Annotated in this window: 15 protein-coding genes, 4 tRNA genes and 1 pseudogene; 4 read left to right on the forward strand and 16 right to left on the reverse strand. The window is 70.7% G+C overall.

Going from position 1 to position 15203, the window contains the following annotated elements; translation table 11 throughout:
• The first annotated feature begins 79 nt into the window (after window positions 1-79).
• Window positions 80-1150 carry a glycosyltransferase family 9 protein gene (locus tag FD678_RS11635; RefSeq protein WP_140723337.1) on the forward strand — a complete coding sequence of 357 codons (1071 nt, stop codon included), beginning with the start codon at window positions 80-82 and terminating at the stop codon, window positions 1148-1150.
• 204 nt (window positions 1151-1354) lie between these two features.
• Here the strand turns inward: FD678_RS11635 and FD678_RS11640 are convergent, their stop codons facing one another.
• The 8 genes and pseudogenes from FD678_RS11640 to FD678_RS11675 all read right to left on the reverse strand — a co-directional run bounded on the left by FD678_RS11640 (window position 1355) and on the right by FD678_RS11675 (window position 7425).
• Window positions 1355-1753, reverse strand: a complete 399-nt coding sequence (locus tag FD678_RS11640) for a DUF6165 family protein (protein WP_140723340.1) — start codon at window positions 1751-1753, stop codon at window positions 1355-1357.
• Between the two features lie 57 nt (window positions 1754-1810).
• Complete coding sequence (gene thiD / locus FD678_RS11645) at window positions 1811-2581, reverse strand: bifunctional hydroxymethylpyrimidine kinase/phosphomethylpyrimidine kinase (protein WP_140723343.1); 771 nt, start codon at window positions 2579-2581, stop codon at window positions 1811-1813.
• Complete coding sequence (locus FD678_RS11650; RefSeq protein ID WP_218569665.1) at window positions 2574-3206, reverse strand: thiamine phosphate synthase; 633 nt, start codon at window positions 3204-3206, stop codon at window positions 2574-2576. The genes thiD and FD678_RS11650 overlap by 8 nt, the downstream gene beginning before the upstream one ends.
• Complete coding sequence (locus tag FD678_RS11655) at window positions 3203-3967, reverse strand: thiazole synthase (RefSeq protein ID WP_140723346.1); 765 nt, start codon at window positions 3965-3967, stop codon at window positions 3203-3205. Before FD678_RS11655 ends, FD678_RS11650 begins: the two co-directional genes overlap by 4 nt.
• Before the next feature lie 3 nt (window positions 3968-3970).
• Entirely contained in the window at window positions 3971-4168 is a 198-nt protein-coding gene (gene thiS, locus FD678_RS11660; RefSeq protein WP_140723349.1) for a sulfur carrier protein ThiS, read from the reverse strand.
• Window positions 4153-5097, reverse strand: a complete 945-nt coding sequence (locus FD678_RS11665) for an FAD-dependent oxidoreductase (RefSeq protein ID WP_140723352.1) — start codon at window positions 5095-5097, stop codon at window positions 4153-4155. Before FD678_RS11665 ends, thiS begins: the two co-directional genes overlap by 16 nt.
• Window positions 5094-6839, reverse strand: a pseudogene (thiC, locus tag FD678_RS11670) (phosphomethylpyrimidine synthase ThiC); the annotation flags it as partial. The gene FD678_RS11665 and the pseudogene thiC, both read right to left, overlap by 4 nt.
• 495 nt (window positions 6840-7334) lie before the next feature.
• Window positions 7335-7425 (reverse strand) — tRNA-Ser (locus tag FD678_RS11675).
• A 174-nt stretch (window positions 7426-7599) separates the two neighbouring features.
• Here FD678_RS11675 and FD678_RS11680 point away from each other — a divergent pair.
• Window positions 7600-8304 carry a PP2C family protein-serine/threonine phosphatase gene (locus FD678_RS11680; protein WP_140723358.1) on the forward strand — a complete coding sequence of 235 codons (705 nt, stop codon included), beginning with the start codon at window positions 7600-7602 and terminating at the stop codon, window positions 8302-8304.
• 25 nt (window positions 8305-8329) lie between these two features.
• On the opposite strand, the gene dnaQ is transcribed toward FD678_RS11680, so the two are convergent.
• From dnaQ to FD678_RS11695, 3 genes are read right to left on the reverse strand one after another with little or no spacing between them, the layout of a single operon-like run.
• Window positions 8330-9067: a DNA polymerase III subunit epsilon gene (gene dnaQ, locus FD678_RS11685; RefSeq protein ID WP_140723361.1), complete on the reverse strand. Its 738-nt coding sequence runs from the start codon at window positions 9065-9067 to the stop codon at window positions 8330-8332.
• A 7-nt stretch (window positions 9068-9074) separates the two neighbouring features.
• A complete protein-coding gene (gene rnhA, locus FD678_RS11690; protein ID WP_140723364.1) occupies window positions 9075-9527 on the reverse strand; it encodes a ribonuclease HI in 453 nt (150 codons plus the stop codon).
• 16 nt (window positions 9528-9543) lie between these two features.
• Window positions 9544-10131 carry a class I SAM-dependent methyltransferase gene (locus tag FD678_RS11695; protein ID WP_218569666.1) on the reverse strand — a complete coding sequence of 196 codons (588 nt, stop codon included), beginning with the start codon at window positions 10129-10131 and terminating at the stop codon, window positions 9544-9546.
• Window positions 10132-10212: 81 nt separating this feature from the next.
• On the opposite strand from FD678_RS11695, the gene gloB reads away from it, so the two are divergent.
• Window positions 10213-10977 (forward strand): hydroxyacylglutathione hydrolase, encoded by a 765-nt coding sequence (gene gloB / locus FD678_RS11700; protein ID WP_140723370.1) that lies wholly within the window; start codon window positions 10213-10215, stop codon window positions 10975-10977.
• On the forward strand, window positions 10974-12200 hold the full coding sequence (locus tag FD678_RS11705; RefSeq protein WP_140723374.1) for a lytic transglycosylase domain-containing protein: 1227 nt from the start codon (window positions 10974-10976) through the stop codon (window positions 12198-12200). The genes gloB and FD678_RS11705 overlap by 4 nt, the downstream gene beginning before the upstream one ends.
• Before the next feature lie 128 nt (window positions 12201-12328).
• Here FD678_RS11705 and FD678_RS11710 read toward each other — a convergent pair whose 3' ends face one another.
• The 5 genes from FD678_RS11710 to FD678_RS11730 form a co-directional block, all read right to left on the reverse strand.
• Window positions 12329-14299, reverse strand: a complete 1971-nt coding sequence (locus FD678_RS11710) for a peptidyl-prolyl cis-trans isomerase (RefSeq protein WP_140723377.1) — start codon at window positions 14297-14299, stop codon at window positions 12329-12331.
• A gap of 135 nt (window positions 14300-14434) precedes the next feature.
• Window positions 14435-14511: transfer RNA gene (locus FD678_RS11715), tRNA-Asp, on the reverse strand.
• A gap of 84 nt (window positions 14512-14595) precedes the next feature.
• Window positions 14596-14672: transfer RNA gene (locus FD678_RS11720), tRNA-Asp, on the reverse strand.
• A 27-nt stretch (window positions 14673-14699) separates the two neighbouring features.
• Window positions 14700-14774, reverse strand: a tRNA-Val gene (locus FD678_RS11725).
• Window positions 14775-14785: 11 nt separating this feature from the next.
• A complete protein-coding gene (locus tag FD678_RS11730; RefSeq protein WP_140723381.1) occupies window positions 14786-15058 on the reverse strand; it encodes an HU family DNA-binding protein in 273 nt (90 codons plus the stop codon).
• Window positions 15059-15203: the final 145 nt, after the last annotated feature.

The raw sequence follows: 15203 nt of genomic DNA on the forward strand, positions 1-15203 counted from the left end.
TATCCGGGGACCCGGACGGGCGACCGGCCGCACCGCGACGCACCGCACCGCGGCCGATCGACGCATCCATGAGGACTACATGACTCGCTCCAGCGACAGCACGGCCCCAGCGCCTCCTTCCCTGTGCCTCCTGCGGCTGTCCGCGCTGGGGGACGTCACCCACGTGGTCCCGCTGGTGCGCACGCTGCAACGCGGCTTGCCCGGCGCGCGCCTGCACTGGGTGATCGACAAGGCCGGCCACAAGCTGCTCGACGGGCTGGAGGGCGTCGATTTCCACGTCTACGACAAGCGCAGCGGCGTGGCCGGGATGCGTGCGTTGCGGCGCGAGCTGGCGCCGGCCGGGCGCTTCGACGCGCTGCTGCAGATGCAGGTGGCGCTGCGCGCCAACGTCCTGTCCGCCTTCATCCCGGCCCGGCGCCGGATCGGCTACGACCGCAGCCGCTCCAAGGACCTGCACGGCCTGTTCGTCAACGAGCGCATCGCCGACCGCCCCGGCATCCACGTGCTGGACGCGATCGGCAGCTTCTGCGAGCCGCTGGGCCTGCGGCAGGCCGAGGTGACGTGGGACCTGCCGGTCCCCGGCGAGGCCCGGGCCTGGGCGCGGGCGCAATGGGACGACGACGGCCGCCCGGTCCTGATGATCTCGCCCTGCTCCAGCCACGTGCGCCGCAACTGGTACCCGGACCGCTACGCCGCGCTGGCACGGCACGCCCAGCAGCGCGGCTGGCGGGTGGTGCTGTGCGGCGGCCGCAGCGAACTGGAGCGCAGTACCGCCGATGCGATCCAGGCCCGGCTCGAGGTCCCGGCGCTGGACCTGGTCGGCAAGGACACGCTCAAGCAACTGCCCGCCCTGCTCGAGCGCGCCGACCTGCTGGCGACCCCGGATTCCGGCCCGATGCACATCGCCAACGCGATGGGCACCAAGGTGCTCGGCCTGCATGCCGCCAGCAATCCGCACCGCAGCGGCCCGTACTCGGACGTGCGCTATTGCGTGGACCGCTACGACGATGCCGCGCGCAAGTACCTCGGCAAGCCGGCCAGCGCGTTGAAGTGGGGCACCAAGATCGAGTTCGACGACGTGATGGCGCTGGTCACCGTCGAGGACGCGGTGGCCGCGTTCGAGCGCTACGTGGCCGATCGGTGCGGTTGAGCCGCCGGCGTTTTACGCGACCAGTGAGAGCGGCTTCCCTGTGGGAGCGGCTTCGGCCGCGACGAGGCTTTCATGCAGGTCCCTCTGCAGAGCCTGCACATCCCTGCGCGGGGATTTGAATGGGAAAGCCCCGTCGCGGCTGAAGCCGCTCCCACAAGGCAATTGCTCCCACAGGGAAGCCGCTCCCACAGGCGCCGGTGCGGATCACTCCGCCCGGTAGTCCTCGTAGGACTTCTCCTCGACGTAGGCCGAACCCAGCGCCAGGTTGATCTCCTTCTTGATCCGCGCGCGCTCGTCGTTCTCGAAATACACGCTGCGCGCCAGCCGGATGAACTCCTCGTCGAACGATTGCGCCTTCTCCTTGATGCGGATGTCGTCCTCGATCACCCACAGCCGCTCGTTGACGGCCTTCAGGTCGGCGCGCAGCTTGGCGATGTCGCGCACCGCCGCCGGATGCGCCATCCAGGTCTTCTCCAGCGCGGACAGTTCGTTGCGCACGTTGGCCAGCTTGGCCTCGTCGCTCATCCGCTCCGACTTGATCTGCAGGATCGAGATCTTGTCGAGCAGTTCGCCGAAGGACACCGGCACCAGGATTTCGGACATGGCATGCACCTGCGGAATGAAAACGCGATTTTAGCCGCACTGCGGCCGAGGCCGGCTTCACCGCCGTTCGCGGGCATGCGCCGCGAACCACTCGGCCAGCGCCGCCCGCGCCCGCGCCGCGGCCGTTTCCAGCGGGTCGCCGCAGGCCAGCGCGGTGGCAACCAGGCTGGCCAGCAGGCAGCCGGTACCGCGCAGCGCGAACGGATGCCGGGGCGCGGCGAACTCGCGCGGGGGCAGGCCGCGCTGGTGCAGCCGGTCGACGGCAAGCGCCCCGTGCGCGTGCCCGCCCTTGGCCAGCACCGCCGGCACGCGCGCCAGCAAGGCCTCGATCCCGGCCTGCGCTTGCGCCTCTGCCGCCCCGATGCCGCACCGCGCGGCCAGCGCCGCCAGTTCCGGCAGGTTGGGCGTGGCCAGCCGGGCCCGGGGCAGCAGCGTGTCGAGCAGCACGGCCACGCCGTCCTCGTCCAGCAAGGGCGCGTCCGAGCTGGACGCCAGCACCGGATCGACCACCCAAGGCACATCGCGCGGCAATGCGTCGGCCACGGCGCGGACCGTCGCCGCGGTGCCGAGCATGCCGATCTTCACCGCCATCACCGGCCCCTGCCGCAGGGCCGCATCGACCTGGGCGCGCACCGTGGCCAAGGGTACCGGGTGCACGTCGAGCACCGCGCGATCGGTCTGGGCGGTCACCGCCGTCAGCGCCACCCGGGCCTCGCCTCCGAACCGCGCCACCGCCTGTGCGTCGCGCAACACGCCGGCCCCGCCGCTGGAGTCCAGCCCGCCCACCAGCAACACCACGGGCCGCTCCCGGAGCACGCGGTCAGGCATCCGCCCTCCCGATGCCTTCCAGGCGAGCGGCCAGGGCCAGCCATTGCCGGGCGCGCGCCTCCGGATCGGCCGCCTGCTGGAGATCGGTCACCACCGCCGCGCTGTCGGCGCCGGCCGCCAGCACCTGCGGCATGCGTTCCGGCGTGATGCCGCCGATCGCCACCAGCGGAACGGCGCCGGCGCGGTCCTTCCATGCGCGCACCCGCGCCAGTCCCTGCGGTCCCCAGCGCATCTTCTTCAGCAGGGTCGGCCAGACCGGTCCGAGCGCGACATAGGCCGGCGACAGGGCCAGCGCGCGCTCCAGCTCGGCCTCGTCGTGCGTGGACAGGCCATAGCGAACGCCGGCGCGCCGCAATGCCGGCAGGTCGGCCTGGTCGAGGTCTTCCTGGCCCAGGTGCACGAAGTCGATGCCGAGCTCGAGCGCCAGTTGCCAATGGTCGTTGAGCACCAGGCGCGCGCCGTGCCGGCGGCAGCAATCCCGCGCCCGCAGCGCCTGCTCGCGCAATGCCCGTGGCGGCAGGTCCTTGGCGCGCAACTGCACCAGCCGGACCCCGAGCGGGACCAGCCGCTCCAACAGCGCGGCGCTGCCGACGATGGGATAGAAGCAAGGCATCGCCGTCTTCATGGCTCGCCCAACCGCGCCATGCCGAACACCGGCGTGGACGCCTGCGCCATGTCCCGGCGCGGCATCGGCCCGGCCAGGTACGCGGCGCGGCCGGCCTCCACCGCCAGCGCGAACGCGCGCGCCATCGCCACCGGATCGCGCGCCTGCGCCACCGCGGTATTGAGCAGCACCGCATCGAACCCGAGCTCCATCGCCTGCGCCGCCTGCGACGGCGTGCCGATGCCGGCATCGATCACCATCGGCACCTCCGGGAACTGCGCGCGCAGCGCGCGCAACGCGTCGGGATTGCGCAGCCCCTGCCCGGACCCGATCGGCGCGCCCCATGGCATCAACACGCGACAGCCCGCGTCCAGCAACCGCTCGGCCACGACCAGGTCCTCGGTGGTGTAGGGAAACACCTCGAATCCCTCGCCCGCCAGGATCCGCGCCGCCTCCACCAGCGCGAACGGGTCGGGCTGCAGCGTATCGGCATGGCCGATCACCTCCAGCTTGATCCAGTCCGTGCCGAACACCTCGCGCGCCATCTGCGCGGTCGTCACCGCCTCGCGCACGCCGTGGCAGCCGGCCGTGTTGGGCAGCACGCGCCGCCCGAGCCCGGCCAGCCATGCGCGGAACGCCTCGCCGCCGCGGCCTTCGCGCCGCAGCGACACGGTGACGACCTGCGCGCCGCTGGCCTCGACCGCCGCGGCCAGCACCGCCGGCGAGGGATAACGCGCGGTACCCAGCATCAGCCTGGACGCCAGCTCCACCTCGTAGAACATCGCCTAGCCCCCCTGCATCGGCGCGAGCACTTCGATCCTGGCGCCCTCGCGCAGCCTCGTCGCCTCGCGCTGCGAGCGCGGCACGAAGCGGCCATCGAGCGCGGTGGCCACCACGTCGCCCGCCACGCCCTGTTCCGCCAGCAGCGCCGCCAGCGTGTCCGCATCGGTGCGCAGCGGGCGGCCGTTCAATTCGACAAGCACGATCCCCTCTCCTCTCGCAGAAGTTCCACCACCTCGCCGGCCAGCGCCGGCGCCATCAGGAAGCCGTGGCGATACATGCCGTTGACGTGCAGGCGCGCGCCGTCGCGGCGGATGCCCGGCAGGTTGTCGGCGAACGCCGGGCGCAGCCCGGCGCCGGTCTCCACGATGCGCGCCTCGGCGAAGCCGGGATGCACCGTCCACGCCGCCGACAGCAGCTCCATCGCCGCGCGCGCGGTGATCGGGCCGTCGTCGTCGCTCTCCAGCATCGTCGCGCCGATCATGTAGCGGTCGTCGCCGCGCGGCACGATGTAGCAGGGAAAGCGCGGGTGCAGCAGCCGCAGCGGACGGCTCAGCGACACTTCCGGCGCATGCACGTACAGCATCTCGCCACGCACCGCGCGCAGGCCGGGCAGTTCGGCGCGCGCCCACGCGCCGCGGCAGTCCACGATCCGCCCGCACGCCTCCCGCGCCCGGAAGCGCACGCCGCGCGCGCGCAGCGCCTGCGCCAGCGTCGCCAACGCCCGGCGCGGATCGAGATGCGCCTCCTCGGCATAGAACAGCGCGCGGCTGAAGCGCCCGCGCAGGTCCGGTTCCAGCTCGCCCGGCGCCACCCAGGCATGGCCTTCGGTGGCGCGCGCGAACCGATCCAGCTCGCCGGCGTCGCGCGGGGCCGCCAGCACCAGCGTGCCGCGCCGGACCACCTCGATGCCGCGTGCGGCCCACCAGGCCGCGGCCCGCCGTCCGTCGCGCACGACCCGCGCCGGCGCGCATTCGCCCTCGCAGAACGGCGCCAGCATTCCGCCGGCCCAATGCGAGGCCGCCGGCACGCCCAGTTCGGGCGCGACCACCTCGACCGCGAAGCCGGCCTCGGCCAGCGCGGTCGCCACGCACAGGCCGGTCACGCCGGCGCCCAGCACGGAGACGCTCACCGCGCCTTCTCCAGCGGCACGTACAGCTCGCCGTCGGCGCGGAACTTCTCGGCCATCCGCGCCATGCCGTCCTGGCGCTGCGCCTCGGCGCGGATGTCGTGGCTGATCCGCATCGAACAGAACTTCGGCCCGCACATCGAGCAGAAGTGCGCCAGCTTGTGCGCCTGCTTCGGCAAGGTTTCGTCGTGGAAAGCGCGCGCGGTATCCGGGTCCAGCGAGAGGTTGAACTGGTCCTCCCAGCGGAACTCGAAGCGCGCGCGCGACAGCGCATCGTCGCGCGCGCGCGCGGCCGGATGCCCCTTGGCGAGGTCCGCCGCGTGCGCGGCCAGCTTGTAGGCGATCACGCCGGTCTTGACGTCGTCGCGGTCCGGCAGGCCCAGGTGTTCCTTGGGCGTGACGTAGCACAGCATCGCCGTGCCGAACCAGCCGATCATCGCCGCGCCGATCGCGCTGGTGATGTGGTCGTAGCCCGGCGCGATGTCGGTGGTCAGCGGCCCGAGCGTGTAGAACGGCGCCTCGTGGCAGTGCCGCAGCTGCTCGTCCATGTTGGCCTTGATCTTGTGCATCGGCACGTGGCCCGGGCCTTCCACCATCACCTGGCAGTCCTTCGCCCAGGCGATCCTGGTCAATTCGCCCAGCGTGTGCAGCTCGGCGAACTGCGCCGCGTCGTTGGCGTCGGCGATCGAACCGGGCCGCAGCCCGTCGCCGAGCGAGAACGACACGTCGTAGGCGCGCATGATCTCGCAGATGTCCTCGAAGCGTTCGTAGAGGAAGTTCTCGCGATGGTGGTGCAGGCACCACTTGGCCATGATCGAGCCGCCGCGGCTGACGATGCCGGTGACCCGGTTCGCGGTCAGCGGGATATGGGCCAGGCGCACCCCGGCATGGATCGTGAAGTAGTCCACGCCCTGCTCGGCCTGCTCGACCAGCGTGTCGCGGAACAGTTCCCAGCTCAGGTCCTCGGCGACGCCGCCGACCTTCTCCAGCGCTTGGTACAGCGGCACCGTGCCGATCGGCACCGGCGCGTTGCGCAGGATCCATTCGCGGATGTTGTGGATGTTGCGGCCGGTGGACAGGTCCATCACCGTGTCCGCGCCCCAGCGGATCGCCCAGACCATCTTCTCCACTTCCTCCTCCATCGAGGAGGCGACCGCGGAGTTGCCGATGTTGGCGTTGATCTTCACCAGGAAGTTGCGGCCGATGACCATCGGCTCCAGTTCCGGGTGGTTGATGTTGGCCGGGATGATCGCCCGGCCCGCGGCGATCTCGTCGCGCACGAACTCCGGCGTCACCACGTCGGGGATCGAGGCGCCGAAGTCCTCGCCATCGCGCGCGCCGCGCGCCGCCGCGCGCCCGAGGTTCTCGCGGATCGCCACGTATTCCATTTCCGGCGTGACGATGCCGGCGCGCGCGTAGGCCAGCTGGGTGATCGCGCGTCCGCCGCTGGCGCGCAGCGGCGCGCGCGCCCGCGGGAACGCCGGCACGCCCTCGGCGAAGCCGTTGTCGACTGGCATCACCGCGCGGCCGGCGTAGGGCTCCGCGTCGCCGCGCAGGCGCTGCCAGGCGCCCCGCACCTCGGGCAGGCCGCGCGCGATGTCCAGCGTCCCCGCCAGCGCCTGGTCGGTGTACGGCCCGGAACTGTCGTAGACGTTCAACGGCGGCTCGCCGTCGAGGTGGATCTGCCGCATCGGCACGCGGATGTCGTGGCGCGTCCCGGGCAGGTGGATCTTGCGCGAGGCGGGCAAGCCGCCGGTTGTGATGCGCGGCGGGGCGGAAGCGTTCTGGCTCATGGCGTCTCCTCAAGTTGACCTGACGAGACCCAGGCAGCACTTGAGCAGAAAGGCGGCCGACGGCCACCGCGCGCGAACGCATGGGAGGGCCGGATCGGCCCGAAAGAGCGGCATCCGTCGCTAGGCCGGCGGCGCGCACTTCGGTCTTCCTACGCCAGTATCAACTGGGTCAGGTTCGAAGGGTCGCGTCGCCGGGAAGGCCATCGGCCCGCCCTGTCAGCCTCTCAGTCCCCTGGGCGGGACTCCCCTGACGTGGCCGCCACGTTCGCAGCTGGGCATGCGCCTGTCAAATGCGGACGGCTCTTTTGTGGCGATTGGCGCGTCCGGGGACGGACTTCGGTCCCGACGCTTTTCGGGGCAGGCCCTGTCGGGACTGGGGTCCCTCCCACAATTCCATCAGCGCAAAAACGAAAAGCCCGCGACGATGCGCGGGCTTTCGCTTCGATCTGGCGGGAAGGGGGGGATTCGAACCCCCGAGGCGCTATAAACGCCTGCCTGATTTCGAGTCAGGTACATTCAACCACTCTGCCACCTTCCCGGTGGACCCCGGCGGACCGGGGCCGTGCATGATACGGGGCCGCGACGGTCCCGACAAGCGCCGCCATGCGCACGCGCCAGCGAACCGGCCCGCCAGGCCCGGCGGTTGCCGGATGCGCCGGCGGCCGCGATCATGCCCCCTCCCCCGGCCTGCGCGCCCCGCTCCACGGATCCCATGCTCGAATTCGGACACCTCAGCCACGTCGGCCTGCGCCGCGAACTCAACGAGGACACGTACTACGGCGACATCGAACTGGGATTGTGGCTGGTCGCCGACGGCATGGGCGGCCACGCCTGCGGCGAGGTCGCCAGCGCGCTGGCGCGCGAGACCATCGTCCGCGAAGTGCGCGGCGGCGCCCCGCTCGCGCAGGCCATCCGCATCGCCGACGAGGAGATCATCCGCACCTCGCGCCGGCGCAACGACAGCCTGCCGATGGGCACCACCGTGGTGGCCGCGCGCGTGCTGGGCAACCGTTTCGAAGTGGCCTGGGTCGGCGACAGCCGCGCCTACCTGTGGCGCGACGGCCGCCTCGCCCAGCTCAGCCAGGACCACAGCTACGTGCAGGAACTGGTGGCCCAGGGCGCCTTGACCACCGAGCAGGCGCGCGCGCACCCGCATCGCAGCGTGGTCACGCAGGCGCTGGGCGTGACCGATCCCGCACACCTGAACGTGGCGACCATGACCGGCGAGCTGAAGCCGGGCATGCAACTGCTGTTGTGCAGCGACGGCCTCACCGAGGAAGTGGACGACGGCGGCATCGCCCGGACCCTCGCCGCGCTCGACTGCAGCGCGCAGGAATGCGTGGATGCCCTGGTCGCCGCGGCGCTGGATGGCGGCGGTTCGGACAACGTCACCGCGGTGCTGGTGCGCTGCCACTGACGCGCCCGCCGCCGCGGGACCGGGGTCAGGCCTCGACCGCGGCCTCCGCCGCCGGTACCGGGTCCTCCCACAGCGCGCGCCCCGCCTTCTTGCGCAGGCGCTCCAGCCGCGCTTCGTGCGCCTCCAGCTCCGACGCGGTGGCGACCACCCGCGGGCGCGGCAGCAGCATGGCCGCATCGAATGCGGCCAGGTCCGCCCCGATGCCCGCCTGCGCTTCCTCGGCCAGGCCGAAACCGATCTCTTCCTGGCCCGAGGTCAGCGCGATGTAGACATCGCCCAGGATCTGCGCGTCCAGCAAGGCGCCGTGCAGCTGGCGATGCGAGTTGTCCACGCCCAGGCGCTTGCACAGCGCGTCCAGCGAGTTGCGCTGGCCGGGGAACTTCTCGCGCGCCAGCAGCAGCGTGTCCACCACCGTGCAGCGGTCGGTGATCTTGCCGTAGCGCTCGCCGAGCAGGGACAGCTCGTAATCGAGGAAGCCCAGGTCGAACGCGGCGTTGTGGATGATCAGCTCGGCGCCGTCGATGTAGGCGAGGAATTCCTCCGCGATTTCCTCGAACGGCGGCTTGTCGGCGAGGAAGTCCAGGGTCAGGCCGGTGACTTCCTGCGCGCCGGCCTCGAACTCGCGGTCCGGACGGATGTAGCGGTGGAAGTTGTGCCCGGTCGGGCGGCGCTCCAGGTACTCCACGCAGCCGATTTCGACGATGCGGTTGCCCTTGCGCCATTCCAGGCCGGTGGTTTCGGTATCGAGAATGATCTGACGCATGTGTTCCTCAGTAGGTGGCCACGCCGCCGCGCATGGCGATGGCCTGGTTGCGCGCCAGCAGGTCCACGCGCTCGTTGTCCGGATCGCCGTTGTGGCCCTTCACCCAGCGCCACTCGATGCTGTGGCGCTGGGTCGCGGCATGCAGGCGCTCCCACAGCTCGCGGTTCTTGACCGGCTCGCCGCCGGCTGTCTTCCACTGCCGCCGCAACCAGCCCGTCATCCACTCGGTGATGCCTTGCCTGACGTACTGCGAATCGGTGTGCAGGACGATCCGGCAGGGCTCGCTCAGCGTCTCCAGCGCCATGATCGCCGCCATCAGTTCCATGCGGTTGTTGGTGGTGTTGGCCTCGCCGCCCACCAGTTCCTTTTCGTGGCCCTTGTAGCGCAGCAGCGCCGCCCAGCCACCCGGCCCGGGATTGCCCAGGCAGGAACCGTCGGTATGGATTTCTATCGACTTCATCGGACTCCAGGAATGTTCAGATCGTCGCCACCGGGCGCTGCCAGCGCACCTTGGCCGGGATCGGCCCGTTCGGGGCGATCGCGCGTTTCTCCGCCTCGAACACGCAGACCGCGCGCCAGGGGCCGCGTCCGGCGTGCCCTTCGCCGCCGTCGCCCGGGTTCCAGGCCGGGCCGAGGTAGCAGGGCGTCATCGAGCAATGCAGGCGCGCGCGCTGGATCGAGCGCCGCCACCATTCCGGGCGCGGCGGGCTGGGGACGTGCCGCCGCCAGCGCAAGCGGTACGGGCTGAGCGGATTGAGCGCGAACAGCCAGAGCCGGCCACCGGGCGCCAGCACCCGTGCGCACTCCTCCACGAACGCGTCGATGTCCCCGGCCACCGCGTGCTGCACGACGATCGCCTGCAGGCTCTCGGAGGGAATCGGCAGCGGCAGCCCGCACTGCAGCTCGCCCGCGTAGCCGGCGCCGTGCCGGAACAGCCGCAGGCCCCGGCCCTGCAATGCGCTCCCTTCCGGCAGGCCGGCGGGTATCGCCGACAGCCAGAGCCAGGGCTGGGAAGGCCGGTGCCGCAGAGCCTCCAGCGCCCAGTGCTGCTCCAAGCGCAGCAACGCGCGCCCCGCCCCCGTTTCAAACCAGGATGAGACGCCGGCTTGACGGAGGATCGGAGCGGCAGGCATGGTCCCAATTCTATGCGACTGACCGCCCTGCCCGCATTCGAGGACAACTACGTCTGGGCGCTGGCCGCCGGCGACGGAACCGCCGTGATGGTCGACCCGGGACAGGCGGGCCCGGTCCTGGAGGCCGCCGCCCGGGGCCTGGAACCGGCCGCCATCCTGGTCACCCACCACCATGGCGACCATGTCGGCGGCGTCCGCGACCTGCTCGACCGCTGGCCGCACCTGCCGGTGTTCGCCCCTCGCGACGAGCGCCTGGACTTTCCCTACCGGGCCGTGGCCGACGGAGAAGCCGTGGACGTGGCCGGGCGCGCATTCAGGGTGATCGAGGTCCCGGGCCATACCCGCACCCATGTGGCCTATTTCGGCGAGGGCGTGCTGTTCAGCGGCGACACCTTGTTCAGCCTGGGCTGTGGGCGGATGTTCGAAGGTACGCCGTCGCAGATGCTTGCCTCGCTCAAGCGTCTCGCCGCGCTGCCCGGCACCACCCAGGTCTGCTGCGGCCATGAATACACCTTGTCGAACGCGCGATTCGCGTTGCAGGTGGATCCGTCCAACGCTGCCTTGCAGCGCCGTCAACAGGAAGCCCAGGCCATGCGTCACGCAGCCCGTCCTACCCTGCCGATTTCGCTCGAGAGTGAACTGGCCACCAATCCGTTCCTGCGCACGCAGGCCGCGGAGATCCGCCATGCCGTCGCCGGCCGCCTGGGCCGCGAGCCCCGCGACGAGGTGGAAGTGTTCGCCGAATTGCGGCGCTGGAAAGACGACTTCCGCGCATGAAGCGCTTGCTGCTGGCGGTGCTGGCCGGGCTCCCGGCCGCACTGTCCATCCAGGGCGCGCGCGCGCAGGAAGCGACCCCGCCAGGCAGCCTCGCCGCAGCGGCATCGCCCGCGCCGGCCGCCGCCGGAAGCCTGCTCTCCGCGACCGAGGCCACCTCGCGCAACGGACGGCAGATCTTCGACGCCTTCCTGGCCGGTCGCGCCGATCCGGGCTGCGACGCCGAGGCCAGCAGCCCGCGCTGGGAGGCGCATTTCGCCAAGGCTCCCGCGCAGCTGGCCGACGAGGACCAGGACGTACTGCCGCTGTTCGGCTACGTGGTCGACGAACTGCGCACCGCCGGCTTGCCGACCGAGTTCGCGCTGATCCCGTTCATCGAGAGCGGCTACCGTCCGGGCGCGCGCAGCGGCAGCGGCCCGGCCGGCCTGTGGCAGTTCATCAGCGCCACCGCGCGCAACCACAAGGTGCCGGTCGGCAAGCGCTACGACGGCAGGCTGTCGGCCGTGGATTCGACCGCCGCGGCCGTCCGCTACCTCAAGACGCTCTACGGCATGTTCGGCGGCGACTGGCGGCTGACGATGATGGCCTACAACGCCGGCGAGTACCGCATCCTCCAGGCGATGCGACGGGCCGGCATGAACGCCCAGAACGCCCGGCCCGATGCGCTGCCGGGCCTGTCGCCGACCAGCTATGCCTACGTGGAGAAGGTCCATGCCCTGGCCTGCGTGCTCGACCACGCCCAGGCCCGCGGCAGCCTGATGGCCGGGCTCGACCGCGAGGTCCCGATCCTCGACGAGCACACCCTGCCAGCCGGAACCAGCCTGCAGGGCTGGGCGCATCGCAACGCGCTGCAGACCGACATGGTCGGCAGGCTCAACCCGGCGCTGGGCCAGGCCCGCAGCAGCGATGTCCCGCGTTCCGTATTGGCCCCGCGTACCGAGGCGAGCGCAACCGTCGCGGTGGCCGGGCCGGCACCGGAGCCGGCGGCCGCCGACGAGGCCCGCACGGTCGCCGCCGCGGACAGCGGCCCCGCGCCGGAAGCGACCGGCAAGCCCGCGCCCCGCCGCAGCGCGCGCCGCACCCACACCGTCCGTTCGGGCGAGTCGGCCTGGACCATCGCCCGGCGCTACGGCATCACCGTCAAGGCCCTGCTGTCCAGCAACGGCCTGCGCCAGGACAGCGTGCTCAAGCCCGGCATGGTGCTCGCGTTCGACGACGTCCGCTGACGCGCCCGCGGCCCCGCCGCACCCGCGTCGGCAAGCCCTGCCCTCCGCGCGCCCGGCACAACCGTTCCGCCCCGACAAAAAAGCCCGGCATTGCCGGGCTTTCTTGCGCTCGCGGAGGAGGGCCGCGATTACAGCTGCGACTCCTGGATCTGCACCTTCAGGTGCTTGCGCATCGCCTCCACGTAGGCGCGCGCGGCGGCATTGCCCTCGATCTGGCCGAGCTGCTCGCGCAACGCCGCCTGCTGTTCCGGCGGGATCTGCGCCAGGTCGCCCGGCGTCACCTTGGTGACCGCGAACAGCGCGAAACGGCCATCGCCGAGATCCAGCTTGCCGACCGACGGCTTGCCCTCGGCCGGGACCGGTGCGCTGAAGATCGCGCGGTTCGCCGCCGGCGTCGGGATCGGCGCGGTCCGCGGCAGGCCCGGGAGCGGGTTGACCTGCAGCTTCTCGGCCGCGGCCACCGCCTGCAGCGTCTCGCCCTTCTGCAGGCGCGCCAGCAACGCATCGGCGACTTTCGCGGCGGCCTGCTCGGTGCGGTCGGCCCGCACCGCGGCGATCACGCGATCGCGGACCTTGTCCAGCGGCAGCGCCTGCTCCGGCGTATGCGCCGATACGCGCAGCATCACGCTGTGGTTCGGGCCGATCTCGATCGGGTCGCTGACCGTGCCGTCCTGGATCAGGCTCTCGGAGAAGGCCGCACGCTGCACGTTCGGGTTCGCCGCGATGCCGGTGGCATCGTTGCGCGAGAACGGTCCCAGCGTCTGCACCGACAGCCCCAGTTCCTTCGCGGCCGAAGCCAGCTCGGTCGGGTTCTTGTACACCTGGTCCACCAGCTTGCCGCTGAGGTCGGAGAACTGCTTGTCCGCGTCGCTCTTGAGCTGCTCGGCCGCGAGCTGGTCGCGCACCTGCTCGAACGACTTGCCCTGGCCGCCCTTGACCTCGCGCAGCTTGATCACGTGATAGCCGAACTCGCTCTTGATCGGGCCGACCACCTCGCCCGGCTTCATCGCGAACAACGCATCTTCGAACGGCTTGACCATCACGCCCTTCTCGACCCAGCCGAGGTCGCCGCCGGCGTCCTTCGAACCGGGGTCTTCGGAATTGGCCTTGGCCAGCGCGGCGAAGTCGGCATTCGGCTGCCTGGCCTCTTCCGCCAGCTTGGCCGCCTTGGCCTCGGCCGCCTTCTGCGCCGCCGCGTCGCCGCCCGCGCTGATCAGGATGTGCGAAGCCAGGCGCTGTTCCGGCTCGACGAAACGCGCCTTCTCGTCCTCGTAGCGCTTGCGCAGCGTCGCCTCGTCGGCCGGCTGCACCGGCGGCATGTTGGCGGCATTGAGTTCGACGTACTCGATCGTCACCGTCTCCGGCTGGCGGAAGTCGGCGGCGTGCGATTCGTACCACTGCTTGGCCTGCGCATCGCTCACCGGCGAGGTGTCCGCGGCCGGCGGCGGCAGCGTCGCCAGCTCGACGTCGCGCGTCTCGCCCAGCAGCTTGAGGATCCGCTCCGACTCCGCCTTGGTGACGAACGACGATCCCATGATCGCGTCCGGGATCACCGATTGCTGCAGGCCGTCGCGCACCAGCGCGTCGAACTGCATCGGCGTGCGCGGCGGCGTCCCCTGCGCCAGCGCCATGCGGTACTGGTCGGGATTGAACTTGCCGTCGACCTGGAACGCCGGGATGCTGGCGATGTAGTCGCGCACCGCGTCGTTGCCGACCACGATGCCCGCGTTCTCCGCGGCCAGGCGCACCACCTGCTCGTCGATCATCTGGTCGAGCACCCTGAGCTTGTTTTCCTGCGACTCGAACTCGCGCGGGTCGAAGTTGTCGCCCAGCTGCTGCCGCTGCTGCATGCGCACCTGTTCGAAGCGCGTGCGGAAGTCCTGCGTGCTGATCTCGTGGTGTTGCCAGAGCATCGAGACCGGCCACCACGACGGCGCCGAGTGCCACCAGGTCGGCGGCGCCTGCACCTTGGCCACGTTGCCTGCGCCGACGCCCCCGAGATAGCTGTTGTCGATGACGAACAGGAACGGGATCATCAGCAGCCCCAGGATGGCCGTGGCGATCCAGCCAGAGGTCTTGTCGCGGAGTTTCTGCAGCATGGGGTATCGAGCCTGATGGCGAGCCGTGCAGTTTAACCCGCTTCCGTGCGCCGCACCCAGCGGCGCCGGTGGGCGGGCCGGGGTCTTCGCCAACAAAAAACCCCCGGCATCGCTGCCGGGGGTTGACGATTCGAATGGCGGAGCGGACGGGACTCGAACCCGCGACCTCCGGCGTGACAGGCCAGCATTCTAACCAGCTGAACTACCGCTCCATTTTTCGAAAACCGTTGCCTCCGCCGAAGGCCGTGGCCTTCGGAGAAAGCGAAGCCCCCGATCTCTCAGGGGCTTCATGCTACTGGCGGAGCGGACGGGACTCGAACCCGCGACCTCCGGCGTGACAGGCCAGCATTCTAACCAGCTGAACTACCGCTCCGCGCTTGAAACCTTGCTGCTGGTGCCTTGGTGGGTGCTGAGGGTTTCGAACCCCCGACCCTCTCCTTGTAAGGGAGACGCTCTACCGCTGAGCTAAGCACCCTAGCGAGTCGACTAGTTTACGGCATCCTTCAGCGCTTTGCCAGCCTTGAAGGAAGGATTTTTCGAAGCGGCGATCTTGATGGAGTCGCCCGTCTTCGGGTTGCGGCCCGTGCGCTCGGCGCGCTCGCGGACCTGGAAGGTACCGAAGCCCACCAGCGTCACGCTGTCGCCCTTCTTGAGCGCCTTGGTGATTTCGCTCACGACCGCGTCGACGGCGCGACCGGCTTCGGCCTTGGACAGGTCAGCAGCGGCGGCGACGCCGTCGATCAATTCGGTTTTATTCATTCTTTTGAACTCCTGTTGCGGTCAGTACCGCGGAATCGAGAATCGGCCTTCCTGTCACGACGAACAGTGAAATCCGACAACATTCTTAATCGACGAACGCAGCAGATACCGCCCTCGCGAGTCGTGCTTTTATACCAGCGGGGTC

The sequence above is a fragment of the Pseudomonas sp. Hp2 genome, from assembly GCF_006386585.1.
Classification (GTDB): Bacteria; Pseudomonadota; Gammaproteobacteria; order Xanthomonadales; family Xanthomonadaceae; genus Pseudomonas_S; species Pseudomonas_S boreopolis.

Excerpts from the sequence above, each read along its gene's own strand:
- FD678_RS11705 (WP_140723374.1), top strand. The coding sequence starts at position 10,974 with ATGAAGCGCTTGCTGCTGGCGGTGCTGGCCGGGCTCCCGGCCGCACTG.
- FD678_RS11650 (WP_218569665.1), bottom strand. The coding sequence starts at position 3,206 with ATGAAGACGGCGATGCCTTGCTTCTATCCCATCGTCGGCAGCGCCGCG.
- gloB (WP_140723370.1), top strand. The coding sequence starts at position 10,213 with ATGCGACTGACCGCCCTGCCCGCATTCGAGGACAACTACGTCTGGGCG.
- dnaQ (WP_140723361.1), bottom strand. The coding sequence starts at position 9,067 with ATGCGTCAGATCATTCTCGATACCGAAACCACCGGCCTGGAATGGCGC.
- FD678_RS11710 (WP_140723377.1), bottom strand. The coding sequence starts at position 14,299 with ATGCTGCAGAAACTCCGCGACAAGACCTCTGGCTGGATCGCCACGGCC.
- FD678_RS11730 (WP_140723381.1), bottom strand. The coding sequence starts at position 15,058 with ATGAATAAAACCGAATTGATCGACGGCGTCGCCGCCGCTGCTGACCTG.
- thiD (WP_140723343.1), bottom strand. The coding sequence starts at position 2,581 with ATGCCTGACCGCGTGCTCCGGGAGCGGCCCGTGGTGTTGCTGGTGGGC.
- FD678_RS11640 (WP_140723340.1), bottom strand. The coding sequence starts at position 1,753 with ATGTCCGAAATCCTGGTGCCGGTGTCCTTCGGCGAACTGCTCGACAAG.
- FD678_RS11635 (WP_140723337.1), top strand. The coding sequence starts at position 80 with ATGACTCGCTCCAGCGACAGCACGGCCCCAGCGCCTCCTTCCCTGTGC.
- rnhA (WP_140723364.1), bottom strand. The coding sequence starts at position 9,527 with ATGAAGTCGATAGAAATCCATACCGACGGTTCCTGCCTGGGCAATCCC.
- FD678_RS11680 (WP_140723358.1), top strand. The coding sequence starts at position 7,600 with ATGCTCGAATTCGGACACCTCAGCCACGTCGGCCTGCGCCGCGAACTC.
- FD678_RS11655 (WP_140723346.1), bottom strand. The coding sequence starts at position 3,967 with ATGTTCTACGAGGTGGAGCTGGCGTCCAGGCTGATGCTGGGTACCGCG.